We start from the raw sequence: 20,476 nt of genomic DNA, 5'->3' as shown, positions 1-20,476 counted from the left end.
GCGCGAGAATCAAGCACGGCGCACATGTTGCGCACCGCAGTCAAGGAAGTTGAGGGCGCGCCCGCAGCCCCGTGCGGAGCTCTGGCTGCCTGTCCCGCCTCGCACGACGGACCCGGCACCGACCCTGCGAGCATGTGCGGCCTGCCGGTTGACAGCCCGTTCGGGTGCCGCCTGCCAGCTGAGGGAGCAGAATGTCGGGGTGGCCCAGCAAGAGCAGCGGCACAGGCCGCTCGTACATCCCAAACCCAAGGACAGCATCGTCAAGCAGCTGTACGGGACCGCGTTCCGCTGCGCAAAGCCGGGCTGCCTGCGGCCGCTGTACCGGATGAACGACGAGACCGGTGAATGGTTGCTGAACAGCAGCGTCGCGCACATCCATGCGCGCAGTGAGGGCGGGCCACGCTGGGATCCTGGCATGTCGGCCGAGGAGAACCAGAGCGCCGCGAATCTCCTGCCGCTGTGCAACGACCACGCCGCGGAGATCGACGACACACCCGAGCACTACCCGCCGGAACTGCTGCACGCGTGGAAGAAGGAGCAGTTGCAGGAGTGCCTCGACCTGCACCGCTCCTGGCCGGTGGACGACGCACAGGCCGCCGAGATCGCCGCCAACTCCTTCGACCCCCATCGGGCCGGCATCGCCCATGCCGGCGCCACGACGGTGATCACCGCGATCCGCTATGCAGGGCTGATGATCGAGTCGGCGCGGTCCACGCGCCGCGGGGCGGTCCAAGCGGTGGAGGCGTGGAATGCCGTACGCGACCGGGCGAACCGCATGATGCCCGCGTTCGATGCGAACGGCGAGCGGGTGCAGGTCGAGCCGTCGCGTATGGAGACCGCCTCCGCGCGTGATGCCTTGCTCGAGTCGCTGGGCAAGGCAGTGCATGTTCTGGAGGAACAGATCGGCCCGCTGGTCGCCGAACTACACGCCGTACAGGCGGCAGCCCCGGCGCTGCGGCCGTGGTGCGAGTGGGTCGAGGACGGGGCACGCGGGCTCACCCGGGCGGCTGGCCGATGGCCGAGCCCGCCGGGGCCCGACGACGGCGTACTGCAGGCAGCGATTGATGAGCTGCGCCGAGCAGCGCAAGCCCTGGGGGATGTCTGGCGCGGAGACGACGCCCAGCAACCGCCGGCGCGGTGCTCGCCGCGCTCGGAGGAAGCCGCCGACGAAAGCGACGGAGCGCGAGCGGCACGGCTCCACCAAGAGCTGCTGGAGCGGGCCCGCCCCTGGAGCAGGGTGAGGCACCGCCCGTACGATGCCGATCTCTACGAGCAGCTCGTCGACTCCGCCGGCGTCGTGTCCGATCTACCCGAACTGCTGTCCCTGCTGGCAGTTGGGCTGCCGGCGACCACGCGCCTGGCCGCACGGGTGGCACGCAACGCCGACGATCCCACCTTCCGGGACCTGATCGTGCGGGCCGGGCGGGTGCGTCCTTTGGCCGTGAGCGGCTTCCTGCTGAAGTACCTGGCCATCACTGCGGAAGAGGACGGCAGGACCGAACTCCGGGACCTGGCGCACGCCACCGCACGCCAGGTCCTCATGGCCGAGCAGTGGCAGGACGCCTCTGTGTGGGCCGAGAACCGGTCGTACATCCTCCATCTGCTGAACTGGACCGCGGATTTCAGCGACGCCGACCGGGTGCGGACCACCGTGGAAGAGGCATTGCTCCACGACCCGGGCCTGTTGCCGGCGGTGCTTGTCGGCATCGCCGATTGGAGCGAGCCTTTGGACGACGGTGGTGCAGGAGTAGCACGGGGTCCGAAATCAATGATCAACACCCTGCCCGGCTGGCTCCCGACACGCCATATCGTAGTGATGATCAACGAGCATCTGCCGGAGGTGCAACCGGCTGACGAGGACGCGAGTGAGCGCTATACGGACGACACCCGCCGCTACGCGTCCCAGGTTCTCTGGCTGGCCAACGGCAATCCGTCGGCGTGGTGACGTGCAGGTTCAGGTGGCAGCGGGACAGTCACACGGCATGCAGAGACCGGTCGCTGAACAGTGGGTGCGCAGAGGGAGGTTCTGAGCGATGCCCGTGCCGACACCAGCGACGATCACCGCAGGATGCATTGGCTGGCCGAAAAAGTTGCTGGTCACGTGAGCGGGAGGCAGCGCCGGATAGCAGTGCGACAGCGGCTGCGACGCACGGTCGCGATGGTCACGGGGCGGTAGCCAGCTCCTGGCCGGAATTGGACCCGTCGTCTTCCCAGAAGCAGACGGGGCAGATCCCGAAGGGATCCGGGCATCTCGTCAAGGACGCGGTGACCGCAGCAGGGAAATGGGTAGCGGTCGCTCATCCGCGCAGTGTCGTTGAGGGGGCGACCGCTGCGCCACGGATTTGGTCTTCTTGGGGAACCTCGGACAGTCCGCAGGACACCCGCTAGTCTCCGTCGGAGGCCAACGCACGCCAACATCGAAGTGCCTGGTCAGAGCCATGATCGGCGCTCCACCACAGGTCAGATCCGGCCCGGATGCGTTCCGCTTCAATCACTGGCTTGGACATCCGCGGCCTCGTCGCCCATCCCTCACTATGACCGTCGAGACCACCACCCTTCGCTGCGCCACGATCGGCACCGTCTACGGGCGCCGCCCCGCCCGCTTCCATTCACTACGAGGTCGACCACCTCGACGGCCTCCACTACCTCTCCCGCATGCGCCCAGCGACCAACCCGCCGCCGGTCGAGAGGTACCGCCAGGTCAACCGCGTCTGGACATACAAAAGGTGCCCCTGCACGGACTCTTCCGATGCGGGAGCGCGATGATCCTCAAGCAACCTGGTCATCTGATCTGGGGCGTTGACTGTCAGTGGAGCCCTGTAGGTTCTGCAGGTGATCATCAAGACGCTCGGCAAAATACGGCCGCATCGTTACGCAAACAAGGACTTCCGGCGCTGGATGGGCGATGCCATCGGCAAGGCGACTCAAGACCAACTGCTGGCCTCCTTCATCTACACAACCGAGGCCACCTACGCCCAGAGCATCCTTGGGATTCTGTACGAACACGTGCAGGACGTGAGCCGCGAGAGGGCGGAAGCAAAGGCCCGCCAAACCGCAGCCCTGGCCGATACCCCGAAGCCGATAGCGGATCTGTGCCGCGCAGCGGCTTGCCAGCTCGTCGAAGGTCTAGCCGACGAACTCACCGAAGCCGAACAGGCCCTGGACGAAGCCAGAACTGCCTTCAAAAAAATGAAAGACACGTTCGGCGATCCCGCAGTGAGGCGTCATAGGCAGACAGCCAAGTCCAGTGAGCCATCCCCCTTTGAGACCATGATGCCACTGTGGTCTCAGTATTCGGACGCAGCTGATCGGGTCGCCGAGCTGCTGAACGCGGATGCCGAGGAACTGCACCGTGTCGCGATGCTTGACGCCCACCGAATGGCGTTCGTCCGCTCCGAGGCCAGCATGACACTCGAACAGATCCATGCTCTTCACCACTCGGAATTCGAGCAGCTCGCCGCCGACCTTGTGCGCAGGGATGGGTACCGGGTGACTCGCTCGGGCGGGGGCGCCGGCGACCTTGGGGCCGACGTCATCGCAGAGAGCCCGCAAGGCGAAATCGTCGTGATTCAGTGTAAGCATCGAGCTTCCGCTGGATCCGGAGCGATTGGCTCTCCGGACCTGCAGCGACTAAACGGTACAGCACGCCCCGTACATAACGCGGACCTCGTGATCGCAATGACGAACGGTACTTTCTCGCTGCCTGCTCGCCGCTTTGCCGACAGTCAGAAGATCCATCTGGTCGAGGCCCAGAAGTTGGAACGGTGGGCCACGTGGGGCCAGCCGCTGTCGGAGGTCTTGGAGCTGATCTGAGCCAAATCCGGCAACGTCACGTCGCGGCAACTCGTCGCTGACTCCAGATGACATCCCTTCGCGGCCTCAGCCGCCGGCGGCCTGAGCACTGGCACGGGGCCTGCGCCCGAGGGCCCCAGATGGATCCGTCGGGCGCCGGAAGGCGGACGCGCTCGGTCAGCCGGCCTGTCAGCTTCGGCACGCACCGGCAACATGCAGGTGAGCACTTCACTTTACTGACAGGGAGCACCCATGCTCGACTTTCACGAATTGGCGCGAGACGGCGAGGACCTGGAGCAGCTGGTTCGCGAACTGGCTCTGGCCCTCGGCTACCGAGCGAGGTGGTCGGGGCGAGGAGCAGACGGCGGGCGCGACCTTCTCCTGGAGGAGTCAGGGGATGTGCTGCTGGGGGCGAAAACACGTAACTGGGTCGTCTCATGCAAGCACATGAGTCACGCCAAAGATGGCGCCGGACGCGCGGTGAGCGGTGAGGATGTCGGGAGTGTCGGCGGCATCGTGGACGCCGTCGCCCAACATGAAGCAGACGGCTTCCTCCTCGTCTGCTCCACTCAGCCCTCGAGCGCCCTGGTCTCCCGCTTGGAGTCGATCGAGCGGGGCAAAGGTGTGCACACTCATGTCTGGGACGGGGTGGAGCTCGAGCGCATGCTCACCAGTCCACGGGGGTGGGCGGTGGCCCAGCGGTTCTTCCCCGTGAGCGCCGAGGCCAGCGGGTGGAAAGTCTTCGCCACCGGCGAGCCGAACCGGTTCATCGGGATCCTTCGAGGCTTCTACCTGCACATCTCCAACCGGCACGGAAGTAAACTCGGGTACCAGCTCAACAGCATCACCGAGCGCCTGGATCGGGTCGGCTCCATCGAGTTGCCGGTGGGCCATGAGATCCGCCCTCGTGGCGTGTTCTACGACGACAAGCACGGCGGATTCGTCTGGTACGTCGACTACCTCTACGGACCCCGCAGCTGGCAGCGTGAGGAGATCGAGCCGCCGATGGATGAGACCATGCTGCTCCGGCAGCTTGGCGACGGCGGGGTTTCCTACGACGACGGCCAGCTCGACGACTTCGAGGTCGTCTTCAGGAGGGTCGACCGGGGTCACGATGCCTACGACGCGGACCACTACAGGTACTACGAGCGCCTCCCCCGCTACGTCTAGCCTCGATCTTGCGTGGCGGTCCGCCGACGGAGTCGGTGGACCGTTTTCGTTCTGTGGGCCGAGGTAGGCAGGCCGGGGGCCCGAGTGTCGTCTCGGGGTGATGCCGGGTTCCACTGCTCCGGGTGGTGTGATGCTGTCGTAGGGACGGGTGAATCTGCTGGTCAACCGGGGGTTGGCAGGAGTGCGAGCTGTTCGAGGCCGGCCACAGGCACTCACATCAACAATGAGCCGCGCTCACTCGTTCAGAGACTGACCTCCGATAGAGGACCGAACTGGCTAACGTTCGGGTATGGATGACGTACTCTCCGGGCCGGGCCTCACTTCAGATCTGTCCCGTCTCCGCTTGCGCTTCGACTCCGAGACCTCGCTTGTCGCCATGGACGCCGACGACGAACCGGCAGTATTGGAATGGCAATGCCACGCCGTGCTGCCGTTATGGGAGCCGGAGGACGAAGACGCAGTCGCTGACAACATCAGGCTGTCCGTTCCAGATGCCTCGCTCTCACGGAGTTCACAGGGCGAACGCGAAGAACTGACCGTCTTCGCCATGTCCGGGCTCACACTGGACCTGGGGCGCATCGACCGCATCTACGACTCCTTGGACGCAAGATCATCCGACTACGAACACTTCGCCCGACTGTTCGATCCGTCGGGAGACATGGGTCTCCACCCCGATTTTGAGGAAGGCTTGATCGTCGGCGCACATGTGGTCATCATCGACCGCGTTCGCCTCGCGCCGGCCTGGCGCGGCCATGGCGGTATCGGGCGACTCCTGATCGCCCGCTCACTGCGCTGGCTGGCAAGCTCCGCGGCCCTCGTGGCCACGCATCCCTTCCCGATCGAGATCCCCCTCGACGACCGCGACGACGAACAGAGAGTCGAACGGGAAAAGGCCAGCGTGCAACGTACCTGGCAGTCCTTGGGCTTCGAGCCCTTCCGCGAGGATCTGTGGGTGATGAAGCCCCACCTTCGGGCCCATCAAGACGCGGCCGCGCAACTGGAGGCAGCCTTCTCCGAATACCTGGTCTGACGATTCTGATACCAGGATCGGCGATCGAAGTTGGTCGCAGTCTGAAGACCCTTTCGCGCGAGGGATTCGGCGAGCAGGGCACGCCTGGCACAGCGGGGACGGCGACACCCGTGGCGCAGCCTATGCCGGTGGGCGGTTTTCCTATTGGTGCCGGTTTGCGGTGGCGCGCATCGCACGCCGGAGGGTTGCAGTTCGGGTTGCGTTCGCTCGCGTTCAAGACCGTCCGATGGACGTACTGATCACCGCTACGTCCCAGCTCAGAACGGTGACGAACCCCCGCGTACGCCGGAACGGAGAGTTGGAAAGCGTGTTGGGGGCAACCCCTCACGAGTTCGAATCTCGTATCCTCCGCCAGTGCCTCACCGGGCACGACGTCCGAAGGGCCCTACCGCAAGGTGGGGCCCTTCGACGTTCGAGGTGGTGCCAGCGGCGCGGCCCTGCACAGGCTGGCGGCCGTCGGTATGCCCCGGCATCCGTACTCCTAGACCACGCGCAGGCGGTCCTTCGCTAGATACACCACGTCGTGGGCTGGCAACGCTGGGCACGCTGCCAGAACCACGACGCCGCTCTCGTTCCCCTTGTCACCCGCGTGGGATCGGTGAGGACGTCCGTCCGGAATCCCGGGTTCCCTACGCCAGCGACAACGATCATGGCTACGGTGAAGGACCGACGGTCACATCCTCGGGTGTCGACTCCTGTGGGGGGATGTCATGGGGAAACGCCGCGGCTTTTTCGCGGAGCTGAACTACCAGGCGCAGCAGACGGAGAAGCGTCGGCGTCAGCAGGAGGCCGCTGCACGTCGCGCTCACCTTGCGGCGCAACGCCAGGCGGAACGAGCGTCGAAAGCCTACGAGCGCGAGCAGGCAGCAGCGGCGCGCGCCTCCGCCGTGGAGAAGAAGGCCGCGGAGCGTGAGGCTGCACGGCTCCACGTGGAGTCCAGGCTCGCCGAGGTCGAGTCGATGAACGCCAACCTGGCCGGCGACCTCGCCGACATCGACGGTCTGCTCGCGTGGGCCCTGGAGATGGACGACTACGTCGATCTCGAATCCCTGAAGATCTCGGTAGTCGAGCATCCTCCGTTTGCACCCGGTCGACTGGCCGATCCGGCCCCAGCGGTTCCGAAACCGGACGACGTTCCTGAACCCGTGTACGAGGAGCCACCCGCGCCCGGCGGGCTCTCCGCCATGCTCGGCGGCAAGAAGCGGCACCAACAGGCTGTCGAGAAGGCCCGGACCGCCTTTGCGGACGCCCATCACCACTGGGAGCGTGCCAGGGGCGCCGCCCACAGCAGCTACGTCAAAAAGGTGGCCCAGCGTGATAAGTCCGAAGAGAAGCGTGTGGCGGAACTGTCAGCGGCAGAGGAGAAGTACAAGCAGGAGTGCGAGAAGCGCGAGGCCAAGGCGTCGGATCACAACGCTGAGGTCGCCAAGCTGATCAACGGTCTTGCCTTCGATGTCGAATCCGCTATCCAGGAATACGTCGGCATCGTGCTGTCCAACTCGCTCTACCCCGAAGTCTTCCCCATCGAGCACAACCACGTGTTCAGCCTCGCGTCCCGCGAACTCTCGCTCGAAGTCAGTGTTCCGGAGCCTTCGTCCATGTCTTCGGTGAAGGCATACCGGTACGTGAAAGCGAAGGACGAGATCACTTCGACCAAGCTGCCCGTTCGCGAGAAGAAGGAGCGGTACGCGAACGCGGTCTGGCAGGTCGCGGTCCGCTGCCTGCACGAGGTCTTCGAGGCCGACCGCGCTGGCAAGGTCCACTCGATCGCGCTGGCGGTCGGCGTCGACACGGTCGACACTGCGACTGGCCGCCCGACCACCGTTCCGCTGGTCTTCGTGGCGGCGGAGCGTGAGACCTTCAACAGCTTCGACCTGACCAAAGTAGTCCCCCAGGACACATTGGGGCACCTCGGTGCCGCAATGTCAAAATCGCCGTTCGACCTGCTCCCGGCGGACACCAGTCGCGGCGTCCGCGTTCGGGGACATTGACGATGCGTTTCAACCCACCACCAGGGTGGCCCACGCCGCCCGAAGGCTGGACACCCCCGCCAGGATGGAACCCTGACCCGGCCTGGCCAGCCCCGCCACACGGCTGGCGCCTCTTCCTGCCCGACGACAGGGATGCGGACGTCGATGCCAGCAAGCCCGGGACCGGCCAGGCCACCGGGGTGCCCACGCAATCGGCACAGGGCGCGCCGGAAGCACGGCAGGAGCCCGCCCCAGCCAACCCACCCACTCCGCAACCACACCACAGAGTCGATCCCGCGCCGCTGCTGGCCCGCATCGCCAACCTCGAAGCAGCGCTCGGCGCCGCACAAGGTGGCACCGACATCGTCGACCTCAGCGATCAGCGCGCCCTGCAGGATGTCGGCATCTATCGCTATCACCATCCCTTGGAAAACGCGGCGGCCTACAAGGACCGGTTGCACAGTCTCGAAGGCAAGATCGACGAAGCCGTCAGGAGCGGTCGCGCGATCCTCGCAGCCGACATGTTCACCTTCGACGGTTCTCTGGCCCGGGGACGGAAGCTGGTTGGCGACCTGTCGAAGCTGATGTTGCGGGCCTACAACGCCGAGGCCGACAACTGTGTCCGCTCGCTGCGGTCGGGGAACGTGCGCACTGCGCTGAAGCGGATGGAGTCGGCGGTCACCGCGATCGAGAGGCTCGGGGCGATCATGGAGATGCGGATCAATCCCGAATACCACGCGCTGCGCGTCACCGAGCTCGAACTGACCGCCGACTTCCAGATGAAAGTTCAGGAGGAGCGCGAACACGCCCGCCAGGAACGCCAGCTCCTCCGCGAACAGCGCAGAGCAGAGCAAGAGTTGGCCGTCGAGAAGGAACGACTCGAGAAGGAAAGGGCCCACTACATCAGCGCCCTGGCATCCCTCCGCGCCAAGGGTGACAACGCCGCCGCCACGGAACTCTCCAGCCGCCTCGCCGACATCGAGGAGGCCATCAAGGCCAACGACTACCGCATCGCGAACATCCGGGCGGGCTACGTGTACGTGATCTCCAACGTCGGAGCGTTCGGTCCGAACATGGTCAAGATTGGCATGACCCGCCGCGTCGATCCAATGGACCGAGTCCGGGAACTTGGTGACGCTTCCGTGCCGTTCCGGTACGACGTCCATGCCTTGTTCTTCTCCGAGGACGCCGTGACTCTGGAGGCACAACTCCACAAGGCGTTCGCCGACCGGCGCGTCAACTTCGTCAACCAGCGGCGCGAGTTCTTCTTCGCCACTCCCTCCGAAGTCCGGGAACTCCTGGCGGACAAGGTGGGCGGCCTGCTCGAGTTCACGGAGGAACCCACGGCGCTTGAGTATTTCCAGAGCCGCAACCGCTGGCCTCAGCAGAGCTGAACGCGGTCCCGGTAAACGACCCCTGTCCGGGCGTGGAGGAACTTCCCTGGACGTGGGCGGCCTCGGTCTCACAGTTCACGGTCACGAACCTCCGAGGCGGAACGGGCGGGTGGGAGTACGTTCCCGATCGACGCTCGGCCGGACGGGGAGGACCGGAGGTTTGCAGTTTGGGTTGCGTTCACCCCTGTTCGGAGGGGTCCGAGGTGCATCAGCAGGCCCCTTCCCGCCCTAGTACTCCAGTCGCAGTTTGCTATCACCGCTGGTCAGGTGCGCCTTTCTGAGTGTACTGGGCCGACGTGCCGTCAGGTGCGGGCAGTTCGTGACCTTGGGTGCGGTTGGCCGTTGTGCTTGTCGTGCAAGATGATGTGCAGCCCGATGTCTGGTCGGCGGAGCTGGAAGAACTGCTGGTACGCATCGGCCACCGGTTCGGGCGGGTGGATCTGCGGCGGCGGATGCGCGCCTACGTGCGTGGCCTGCTGGGGCCAGTGGCCCGGAAAAACGGTTGGCAGCTGGCGGAGTACGTCGGCCACAGTAATCCGGCCGGCTTGCAGCACCTGCTGGGCCGGGCCTGCTGGGACCCCGACGAGATACGTGATGACCTGCAGGAATACGTTGCCGAGACGCTCGGCGGTCCGGGCGGTGTGCTGATCATCGACGACACCGGGTTCATCAAGAAGGGCGTGACCTCGGCCGGGGTGCAGCGGCAATACTCCGGCACCGCGGGACGCACCGAGAACTGCCAGATAGGCGTCTTCGCCGCCTATGCCTCGCCGAAGGGACGGGCGCTGGTGGACCGGGATCTGTACCTGCCGAAGTCCTGGACCAGCGACCCGGACCGCTGCGCCGCGGCGAAGATCCCCGCCGAGCGGGAGTTCGCCACCAAGGGCGACCTGGCGAAAGCCATGGTGATGCGGGCACTGGCCTCGCCCCTGCCCATCGCCTGGGTGAGCGCCGATTCCGCCTACGGCCAGGAATGGCGCTTCCGCCACATGCTGGAGGAGACCGGCGTGGGCTACGTCCTGGCGGTGCCGAAGTCCCAGCACGTCCGCGGCATGGGCCGCATCGACTTCGCCATCGCCCAGGCCCCCGACGAGGTATGGGAACGCCACTCCTGCGGCCAGGGCGCGAAGGGCAATCGTGTCTACGACTGGGCCGCAGCCCGTCTGCCCGCGGTCGACGATTTCGACGGCGATCACCCCACCCACCACCGATGGGTCCTGGCCCGCCGCAGCCTGGCCCGCCCCGACGAGATCGCCTACTACCTAGCCTACGCACCCGCCGGCACCAGCGTCGCCGACCTGGTGCGCATCGCCGGAACCCGGTGGGCGATCGAGGAAGCCTTCCAGGCAGCCAAGAACGAATGCGGCCTGGACCAGTACGAAGTCCGCCGCTACCCGGGCTGGTACCGGCACATCACGTTGGCCATGCTCGCCCACGCCTTCCTCGCCGCCACCGCCGCCCAGGCTGGCGCAAGGGGGGCAGCAGAAACGGTTCCGGCCACCTCGTCCCGCTCACCGTGGCAGAGATACGGCGACTCCTGGCAGCTTGCTCCGCTTCACCGGCACACCTCCACATCACCGCTCACGCGATGAGCTGGTCCAGATGGCGACGCCGCCACCAGGCCACCGCGCGCCGCTGCCATTACCGCACCCGAGGTCACGAACTGCCCGCACCTGACGGCACGTCAGCCCAATACACTCAGAAAGGCGCACCTGACCAGCGGTGATAGCAAACTGCGACTGGAGTATTAGGAGGAGACTGGTCGGGGAATTTTCCGGAGGACCATTTCCATCTGCCTATACTATTGGAGCCTCCGCACTTCCCGGATGGACAACCTCATCCCGCCCTCACCGTCTCCCAGGCCAGGGTAATCGACGAACCTGGAAATTCCGCGAAAGAGGTCACGTGCATCGGCGGCGATCGCCTCGGGCTCGTCGCGGCACAGAACGTTCAGCGCGGCGGCCAGCGCCATGGCGACCATCCTCCGCATGCTCTCCTCGCTGCGCTGACGCGCTTTTTCGTCTGGAAATGATTCTGCTCGACCGAGAAGATCGCGTTGGGCGATGAGCAGCCGTTCACGTACGAAACACCCTTCCAAACATGCCAACATCCGACTTTCCGTCATGTCCAATCGATCCGGATTTCAACGGGATCGCACCACCGCCCCGTACCGTCCTCGCATCCGGTCGATGGCTTCGAGCGCGGCAACAGCGCTCTCCTTATCACCGATTCGGTGATACAGATCGGCGGCGAGTTCCAGGTTCTCCAGGGCCTCGGTGTTGCGGCCCACCTGGAGAAGTGCAGACGCGAGACCACTGAGCTCGGCTGCCAGACCGTGATCGTCCTTGACTTCGAGAAATGCCTCCAGGGCCAGGGTGTGCAGCCGTACGGCCTTGTTCCACTTGCCCTGGCGCTGGCGCACTAGTGCCATATTGCCCAAAGTCATCGCTTCACTGCGGCAGTCGGCCAACTGCCGGAAAGTGCTCAGCGCTTCCTGCTGTGCGGCGAGAGCCGCGTCGAACTCCCCGACCACGCTCAGCGCACTAGCGAAGTTGGACAACTCAACTGCCTTCTCATGATACATGAGCAGACCGTCGGTCATGTCGAGCGCACGCTTATGCAGTTCCAGGGCCTGCTCGGCTTTCCCGTCATCACTCGTCGCCCTGGCGAGGCCGCCCAGGGCTTGGGCGTAACTGCGTAAATCGCCCTCTTTCCGGAAGATCTTCGCAGCCTTGCGGAAGGTACGCGAAGCCTCCTGCAGACGGCCCAGCTCGGTCAGTGACTCGGCGGTGTTGCTCAGAGCACGCCCCACTCCGACCCTGTCACCGGCAGGTTTGAACAGCCGCGCCGCTTGGTTGTGAGCCGCCACGGCCTGCTCGAACTTGCGCTGCTCGTGGAGCGACAGTCCGAGGTTGTTCAGCGCGCAGGCCAGGGCTCGACGCTTCCTCAGTGTCCTGCAGATCTTGATGACTCGGTGGTACATACGGACTGATTTGCGCAATTTACGCATGTTTCGAAACACCTCTCCGAGAGAGCTCAGAAGAGACGCTTCACGAAAGCTGTCCTCTCGCCTTCGGGCCGACCGGATTCCCATCACCAGCACCGACTGGGCATCGTCCAAATATCGTGCCTCCACCAGGAATTGCGCGACGGGCACGGCCAAGGCCACGCACATCAGGTCGTCCTCGGCCGCGTGAGCCCACCTGGCGGCCGCGACCAGGGTGGGTCGCTCGGTCTCCAGCCACTGCAGCGCCGAGGCTCGATCGGGGAAGAGCGGCTCGGGCTCCCCCTCGGGTCGCGGTGCCACTGGGGCGAAGAGCCTTTCGCATGCCAGGGAGGCCGTCTGGTGAATATGAACAAGCAGTCGCATGAGGCTCTCGCCCCACGAGTCGTTGCCCGACGTGAGCTGGTCCCGGGAGTAGACGCGTACGAGACTGTGCTGCTGCCAGCGGCCGTACGGTTCTCGCGGCTCGACCATGTACCGACGGGCCAGATCCAGCAACAGCCGTTCGGTTTTCTTACTGCTCTCGCCGTACAGCTGGGCGGCGGCCTCGGTAGAGAACTCCGGTGCCGGATGCAGAGACATCAGCCGAAAGAGCTTCGCCTGCTCCTTGGTGAGCTTTCGGTAGGACAGGTCGAAGGCTGCGGTCACGGCGCGCTTCTCCCGGCTCAGCACGCCGAGTCGGGAATGCGCGTCCTCAAGGTCTCGGCGGAGCTGGGACAAGCGCCGGGACGGCACGTCCGCGAGCAAGGACGCCAGAATGCGTAGGGCCAGCGGCAGGCCGCCGCACAACGCCACGAGCCGGTCGGCGTCATCGGTCTCATCGGCGATCCGCGAGTCCTTGGGCAAAGCCGTCCGGAGGGCTTCGTCCAGCAGTTCCCTCCCCTCGTCTGCGGGCAGCTCTCGCAAGGTCAGGGCAAGTGCATCCAGCTCCGTGAGGGAATGCCGCGAAGACACGAGTGTGGCCGTGCTCCCGTCACCCGGCAGGAGATGGCGGATCTTTCCAGTGGCCGGTACATCATCCAGGACCACGAGCACCCGTCGCCCAGCGGCGGCCAATGCGCCGAGCGCGGAGCGGTAGATGCGTGCGCGGTCCTCGATCCCGGGAGGGATATGTTCCGGGGGGATGCCGAGCGCCCGCAGGAGGACGCTGAGCGCACGCTTCGGCGACACCTTGCGCTCTGCGTCATATCCGTGAAGATCAACGAAAATAGCCCCGCCAGGGAACCAGCCTTCTTCCCGCAGCGCCCGATGCGCGGCCTGTAGCACGAGCTCGGTCTTGCCCACCCCGGCGAGCCCGGACACCAGCGCAGTGCCAACCGTGCCATCCGGTGCTCCCGGTGCCAGGGCTGCGAGTACTTGCTCCAGCTGGGGGCGTCGGCCCGCGAAGGGCACCGACTGCCGGGGAAGCCCGGCGAGCGCCGGGTCCGGGCGGTCCGGGAGTGCCAGAGTGACGGCCCGCCCCTGGATGACGACACCGAAGAAAACCCCTCCGCCGATGTGGTTCTCGGTGCTGTCTGTCATTCGTCGCCGTGCCTGTGCCGATCGACGGCCCTGCTGAAGGCAAGAACTTCGGCAGTGGTGAACATGCTCCTGTTCTCCTCGGTGACCACATATCCGACCTCGCGCCAGGCATGGAGGAATGCGGGGTCGATGCCCATCTCTTCCGCACGCTCCACCATGTCCAGCATCATGCCGTCGAAATACTCCTTGGTGAGAGGAGTGGGTTCGTCGGCGTCCGGGTCGAAGAACAGCGGGTCGTCCGCTCCCGGCTCACGGCCGAACTTTTTCCTGAAAGCGTCCGTTTGACGTTCCATGCCTTCACACAGCTTCTGTCCATGCGGGGTGTCGGTCGAGAACCGAACTACAGAACTGCCATCCGCGTTCCAGATTCGCTCGACAGGACGGTCGAACCGGCGGTGCGCGGCGGCGGTCCTGCCAGACTTCTTGCAGACCTTGTCCAGTACCGCCGCACGCCGTTCGGCCCATCGCTCGTCCGACTCCTCCTGGGTGCCGTCCACGTGGTCGGCACCGTCCGTCTCCGCGAGATCGGCGGCGCTCCCCCGAACGGCGGCACTCAGGTGCATTCTGCTACGCATACCCGCCCAGTCCAGCAGGTCCGGGGTGAACTCTGCGCCCAGTGTGGACACCTTGGGAATACCCAGTTCGAAGGCCAGGCGCGGCAGCGCGAGACCGGGAGAGCTGGTCCACAGCAGGGCATCCGAGGAGATCGACTCGGTGAACGCAGGCAATGCGAAGAGGTACCCAAGGGTGTCGGCGGCGGACATCTCCAGCTCGGGGGCGACCAGTAGGACGTCGAGCACCGGCACCAGCATCGACTTCTCGTCCAGGGAGAGAGCCCACGCCGTGGCGTGTTCACCCATGTCCGACAGCGGCTCACCCGGCTTCGTCAGGAGCACTGCGTACAACGCCGGCAGTAACGTCGCGGGTTCCTCTTTCACCGGCAGCCCAGTGTCTTCGAACCGGCGCAGCCCATCGCGGAGAACGGCACACGGCGTGTCGTCAGCCCAAGTCTCCTCCGCCGCATCCTTCCAGAATCGCTTGACCAGCTTCTTCGCGTCCCCCGGCGGTTCGGGAAGCTGCAAGTCCAAAGACGGCCCATGGAGCGCGCGGCAGCCTTGGAGGGCTGTCGCAGGGAGCAGCCGCCGGGGCAGGCGGCTCTGATCGAGTCCGGCTACTTCGAGCCTGCCCGTGAGCGCCAGCATCAGTTCCCCATCATCTACCGGAAGCCCCAGTTCTTCGCTGGCCGAGACGACTTCTTGTACGAAGCGCTGTACGCCCTTCCCGTGCACGGTGCCGCGCAGGAGTCGGAGCCACGCGTCACGCGCGTTGGCGAACTCGAACTCGTCCCGAAATCTCGCAGGCCAAACCGTTCCCAGGAAGAGCGCGTCTAGTGGGTCGATCGCCTGGTACCACCTCGGACCAGTCCCCTCCCGCTGGGCGCATCCCAGCTCCGCATAACCGAACGCATAGGCACCAGCCAGGCTGAGTTTCCCCGGTGCGTTCAAGCACAACAGCCGCCCGAGGGCCGCTTCGCCGAGTGCGCGCGGTTCACCAACCCCCGGGCTTCCGCCCGAGGGGTCCGACGCCGCGCTCCGTACCCGCTGTTTCTGCTTCTTCCTCGACGCCCTGCCCATATCGCCTCCTACGCCACAGGATGACGCACTGCGCCGGACGAAACCGCCGTTCCCTGGAAGTCTCAATCAACGGTGCGATCGATCTGACCGCGGCGGCCACGGCAGAGCAGCAAGGGCTGACGTCGTCACAGGGCAGGGCACGGCAGTGGTACAAGCCCGAACCGGCACGAAATCGGCGCGGCGGTTGCGGTTCTGGTGTATTCACCATTGATCAGGCGAGTGGCCGTTGATGGACCCCATCGATACGGCGTGTGACGCAGGGGAACATCCCGTATGCAGCCACCGGCGTAGGGGGCGGGCCGTGTCTGACTCGATAGCCGTATCGACGGGCGTCCAGCCGATCAGCTTCGCCGTGCACGCAGTCCGCGGGGGAAAGCTCGGCGGAGCGACCACACTGTGGCAGTCCAAGTACCTCACTCGACAACGCGCCGAAGACAGCCGTCAAGATCGGCCACACCAGCTCCGGATGAATCTGTGCATCCCTTCTAAAATGGACGGTCCCATACTGGCATGTGACACACATGGACGAAGACGACGGAAAGGAACACAACCTCGCCAGCGCACTCGGGGCACGCCCGCGTCCTAGTGATGTTGTGGTCGTTGTGGCTGTAGATATCCGGGTTCGCCGGCGCTGACGGTCAGGAGCCAGAAAAGCAGGTATCCGCCCGTCCCGGCGCGCCAGAAGTCAGGGGCGCAGGCTGCCCACTGCCGACGCGGGTGCTCAGGCATGAACGGTTCGGCGGCGCAGGCCTCGCAGGGTTCCAGGAATGGCGATGATGCCCTCCTCGGTGCCCTCGTCCCACTCATGCCCCCAGGCGACGTCATCCTCATCAAAGCCACCGCTCCGTCGACGTCGAACGCGTCGCCGACAAGCTGCGAGTCCGCGCCGAGCCGGACAGAACCCTCTGCGGGTGGACAAGTACCGCTCGGTGTTCGCCGCCGACGTCACCGACGAAGAGGCTGCGGCAGGGGCCGCTAACCAGCGTCCCGCCTCCGCCGGCGCGTTCGGTGAGCCGCTGTCGGTCGAGTCCGGTTGGAAGCCTGCCCACCTGGTGGGTCGCCCCGAGCGCGCACAACGCCATCAGCCCCGAGTATCCAGAAGGCGACCGCTGAACGAATCCGCGCGAAGACGACCGTTCTCGACGGAGGCTCCCACTCGATAGCCATCTCCCAGTCCCGGGAAGCCGCCGATGTCACTATCGAGGCGGTCAAGTCCATCTCCTGAACCCCCGTCGGCTACACCCGGAACGGCTTGCCGGTGAAGCCCGGCGCCACGGGTACCTGTCCCCCGAAGGGAAGGTCGCCCGCACGGGCGGCTCGTCCGCACGGCGCAGAAGCCACGTCACGAAGCAGCCCGCCGCAGGCGGGCGGCTGGTCGCCCGGCCCGCCCGCCTGCGGCGTCGCGCGTCTGCACCCTCCGCCACTCGTCCGGGCGAAGGCCGCAGACGATATCCCGGGACTCGTACCACCGAAACAACACCGCAGGTCCACGTGGACTCACTCAACGTCGCTGCCGGCGGCGGCTTCTTCAAGTCGAGCCCATCGCCAGCGCCATTTGCCTGGGGCCAAAGGCGTTCACCGAGCGGTCGCATACGCTCCAGCGCCAGGCCAGAGCCGTGTCGAATCCCGCTGGATCGAGTCGAGCCCCCGTTGGTTCCCCCAGGGACCGCACTCGACAGTCGCATGTCCGGGGTCACCACCGTGCACAACACCGACCGTATTCCCGTGTACCGGCTGACCAGGCGTCGCGTACGATCCGGTCGCGAGTCCCCGTTCAGGGACGTGGAGCAGCGTTTGGGGTGGGGACAAATGGAATTCCGGCGAAGAGCCCTGGTGTGCGCGGCCGTGCTGGCGGGTGTCGCGGGCGGACTGGCGCCGTTGGCGGGCGCGGCGGCCGACAGTGCGCCGGCCAGCCTGTACGTAGCCGAGGCCGACGGGTGCAGTGTGAGCGGACCCGGTACGCAGACGGTGCCGTTCTGCACGGTCCAGGAAGCGGCCGACGTCGTCTCGCCAGGGCAGACGGTGCACATCGCTCCGGGCGAGTACAGCGGCCCGGTGTCCATCACCCGGTCGGGCACGCCCGACGCTCCGATCACCTTCACCGGTACCGGCAGCAACGCCAGGGACATCCACGCAGTCCTCGATGTGAGCAAGGGTTCTGCCCCCGCCCTCACCTTGTCTGGCGTCCATGACGTCACCATCGCCGCTTTGGGCGTCAGCGACGAAGCGGGGACCGACGGCGTGGCCGTGCTGGGCTCTCAACGGATCGCACTCACCGGGGATTCGGTCAGCCGTCTGGTCATGACGCCGCAGTCACCCGCGGGCCCTACCGCGTCGTTCCGTGTCGACGGCTCCTCCTCGGACGTGTCGATCACCCGGAGCAAGACCAGTACCGATCACGGCATCGGCGTGATCGTGGAAGCCGGTGCCCGTGACGTCACGGTCGCCACCAACGCCCTGAACGCCGACACGCGCGGGGGCATCCGGGCCACGGGAGCCGTCGGGCTGGTGCTCACCGGCAACACCGTCGAGGAGAATCCCTGCGCCACGGGCATCCTCCTGGACGGCGCCACCACGGCGACGGTGACGGACAACGCGCTGCGGTCCATGGGGACGGGAGAAGACAACTGCACCGTCACCCCGCTGCTGTCGGTGGCCGCGGACACGGTCGACACCGTGCGGGGCGGCTACAACGCGGTGGACACGGTGAACACACCGGCGAACAGAGCTCCGAAACGGCCCGCCTACTCCTGGGCCGGCACGGACTACGCGACCGCCGCCGCGTTCGGCGCCGCGGTACCCGGGCTCGGCGCCCACGACCTGGACTTCACAGACGCGCCGAACGCCTGGTACACGCCCCCCGCCGGGTCACCGCTGATCGACTCCGCGGACACGAGCGCCCCCGGCATCACCCCGCTCGACTTCCTCGGCTACTCCCGCGCGATCGACGACCCCGAAGTCCCCGACAGCGGGACCGGAACCGGAACGATGGACCGCGGCGCCGTCGAGACGCAGAGCACGCTGATCGTCTCGCCGACCTACACACCGGTCGACGCGAGGTGTCCGGCGCCGTGCACTGTCACCGTCGGGGTAAGGACGCAGGACAGCTGGGGCGAGGACGTCAGCACCGCCGTCGACTTCGGCGAAGGCGACGGCGCCCAGCCCGTCACCGACGGCACCGCGTCGCACCAGTTCACCGTGCCCGGCACGTACACGGCGACCGTCACCGCCACCAACAGCGACGGCCTGCGCAGACAGGACACACAGCAGGTGGTCATCGGCACACCCCTGACACCGTCGGTGTCCCTCGCGTGGGACTACACCATCGGCCCCAGGCTGGACGACGCGAACGTCTACGACTCCGGGAGCGTCACGGTCACGCCGTCCTTCGGTTCGGGCGCCTGGCAGGTGGCGCAGGCCACCTACGACTTCGGCGACGGCACCGCGCCCGTGACCCTCACCGGGAGCGAGGCTCGCCAGCCCGACACCCACAGGTACACCGCTCCCGGCACCTACACCGCCACCGTCACCACGACCGACCTGCTCGACCGCACCGCGACGGCATCCACCACGTACACGGTCGGCGATGTCGTCGTGCCGCAGACGCCGGTGCGGATCTACGACAGCCGCACCATCGCGAACCCGATCCCGGCACACGGCACCCTGACGCTCTCCCGCGACGAGTTCGCCCTGCCCGACGACGCCACCGTGCACGGCTTCTACCTCACGGCCACGGTGACAGGCGCCAAGGCCGGAGGCGTCCTGTCGGTCTACCCGCACGGCACCACCCGGCCGCAGTCGTCCGTACTGAACTTCCCCGCGGGACAGAACACGGCCAACACCGTCCTGGCCGCCCCGGGTCCGGACGGGAAGGTCGACTTCTACAACAGCAGCGCCAAAAGCATCGACCTCGTCCTCGACCAGTTCGGCGTTGAGGCCGGCGCGACGGCCGGCTCCGTGCGGACGGGGGACACGTATTCCCCCGTCTCCCCGGCGCGCATACTCGACACCCGCGTCGGCACGGGAGCGGCCAAGGGCGCGGTGGCAAGCAAGGGCAACGTGACCTTCAAGGCGGCCGGCATCGCAGGGGTACCGTCCAACGCCGCGGCCGTGGTGCTCAACCTCGCCGCCACCGACACCAAAGCCGCCGGTCACCTGACGGCCTACCCGCACGGAACGACATACCCGAGCACCTCGAACCTCAACTGGGCCACCGGCCAGACTGCGTCGAACCTCGCGGTGGTACCGCTGACCGACGGAAAGATCGTCGTCAACAACGGCAGCACGGCCGCCGCCGACCTCTTCGCCGACGTCGTCGGCTACTACCACCAGTACGGCACCGCCGCCGTCATCGTGCCCACGCCGTCCCAGGTACGCGTGCTCGACACCCGAACCGGCGCCGGCACCGCGGGCAGGATCGCCGAGGTCCCCGCCAAGGGAACCGTACGGCTCGTCCTCGCCGGCGCCAACGGGCTCCCCGCCACCGGAGTCACCGCGGCTGCCCTCAACCTCACCGTCACCCACCAGACCGGCACCGGCCACATCATCGCCTACCCCGACGGCACCGCCCTCCCGAACTCCTCCAGCGTCAACTACCGCGCCGGACAGACCACCGCCAACGCCGCCATCGTGCCCGTCGGCGCGAACGGCGCCATCGACCTCTATAACAGCGGACCGAGTTCCGTGGACCTCATCGCCGACCTGTCCGGCTACTACTACGACGACCCGCGCGACTAGGCAACGCCTCTGGTCTCAGTCCTGGTCTCGTTCAGCCAGGTCCGGGGCCGTCCACGGCTTGGCTGAGCAGCAACTCCGTCGCGGGTCAGGGCACCCTCGCTCCTCCCCGGATACCAAAACGATCCGTTGGAAAGCGTGTTGGGGGCAACCCCTCACGAGTTCGAATCTCGTATCCTCCGCACCGGCCCACCAGCCGAAACGTGGCCCCCGACCGCTCCGCGGCC

Annotated in this window: 11 protein-coding genes; 8 read left to right on the top strand and 3 right to left on the bottom strand. The window is 66.4% G+C overall.

Features of this window, described 5'->3' with window-relative positions; translation table 11 throughout:
• Nucleotides 1-199 precede the first annotated feature (199 nt).
• The 7 genes from AC3ERT_RS34480 to AC3ERT_RS34450 all read left to right on the top strand — a co-directional run bounded on the left by AC3ERT_RS34480 (nt 200) and on the right by AC3ERT_RS34450 (nt 10,948).
• Nucleotides 200-1,945 (top strand): hypothetical protein, encoded by a 1,746-nt coding sequence (locus AC3ERT_RS34480; protein ID WP_435178929.1) that lies wholly within the window; start codon nt 200-202, stop codon nt 1,943-1,945.
• An 887-nt stretch (nt 1,946-2,832) separates the two neighbouring features.
• Nucleotides 2,833-3,813: a restriction endonuclease gene (locus AC3ERT_RS34475; RefSeq protein ID WP_435178927.1), complete on the top strand. Its 981-nt coding sequence runs from the start codon at nt 2,833-2,835 to the stop codon at nt 3,811-3,813.
• A gap of 231 nt (nt 3,814-4,044) precedes the next feature.
• Nucleotides 4,045-4,962, top strand: coding sequence for a restriction endonuclease (locus AC3ERT_RS34470; protein WP_435178925.1), 918 nt, complete (start codon nt 4,045-4,047; stop codon nt 4,960-4,962).
• Between the two features lie 289 nt (nt 4,963-5,251).
• Complete coding sequence (locus tag AC3ERT_RS34465) at nt 5,252-5,992, top strand: hypothetical protein (protein ID WP_435178923.1); 741 nt, start codon at nt 5,252-5,254, stop codon at nt 5,990-5,992.
• A 710-nt stretch (nt 5,993-6,702) separates the two neighbouring features.
• Complete coding sequence (locus tag AC3ERT_RS34460; protein WP_435178921.1) at nt 6,703-7,983, top strand: hypothetical protein; 1,281 nt, start codon at nt 6,703-6,705, stop codon at nt 7,981-7,983.
• A 2-nt stretch (nt 7,984-7,985) separates the two neighbouring features.
• On the top strand, nt 7,986-9,356 hold the full coding sequence (locus AC3ERT_RS34455; RefSeq protein ID WP_435178919.1) for an SNIPE associated domain-containing protein: 1,371 nt from the start codon (nt 7,986-7,988) through the stop codon (nt 9,354-9,356).
• 365 nt (nt 9,357-9,721) lie between these two features.
• Nucleotides 9,722-10,948 carry an IS701 family transposase gene (locus AC3ERT_RS34450; RefSeq protein WP_435178967.1) on the top strand — a complete coding sequence of 409 codons (1,227 nt, stop codon included), beginning with the start codon at nt 9,722-9,724 and terminating at the stop codon, nt 10,946-10,948.
• 209 nt (nt 10,949-11,157) lie between these two features.
• Here AC3ERT_RS34450 and AC3ERT_RS34445 read toward each other — a convergent pair whose 3' ends face one another.
• From AC3ERT_RS34445 to AC3ERT_RS34435, 3 genes are all read right to left on the bottom strand, one after another.
• Nucleotides 11,158-11,328, bottom strand: a complete 171-nt coding sequence (locus AC3ERT_RS34445; RefSeq protein WP_488180753.1) for a hypothetical protein — start codon at nt 11,326-11,328, stop codon at nt 11,158-11,160.
• Nucleotides 11,329-11,499: 171 nt separating this feature from the next.
• Nucleotides 11,500-13,881, bottom strand: coding sequence for a tetratricopeptide repeat protein (locus AC3ERT_RS34440; protein WP_435178915.1), 2,382 nt, complete (start codon nt 13,879-13,881; stop codon nt 11,500-11,502).
• Nucleotides 13,878-15,515, bottom strand: coding sequence for a hypothetical protein (locus AC3ERT_RS34435; protein ID WP_435178913.1), 1,638 nt, complete (start codon nt 15,513-15,515; stop codon nt 13,878-13,880). The genes AC3ERT_RS34440 and AC3ERT_RS34435 overlap by 4 nt, the downstream gene beginning before the upstream one ends.
• 1,809 nt (nt 15,516-17,324) lie before the next feature.
• On the opposite strand from AC3ERT_RS34435, the gene AC3ERT_RS34430 reads away from it, so the two are divergent.
• Nucleotides 17,325-20,252, top strand: coding sequence for a PKD domain-containing protein (locus AC3ERT_RS34430; RefSeq protein ID WP_435178911.1), 2,928 nt, complete (start codon nt 17,325-17,327; stop codon nt 20,250-20,252).
• Nucleotides 20,253-20,476 lie beyond the last annotated feature (224 nt).

The organism is Actinacidiphila sp. bgisy145, assembly GCF_057708125.1.
This window is presented reverse-complemented; position numbering and strand designations above follow the sequence as displayed.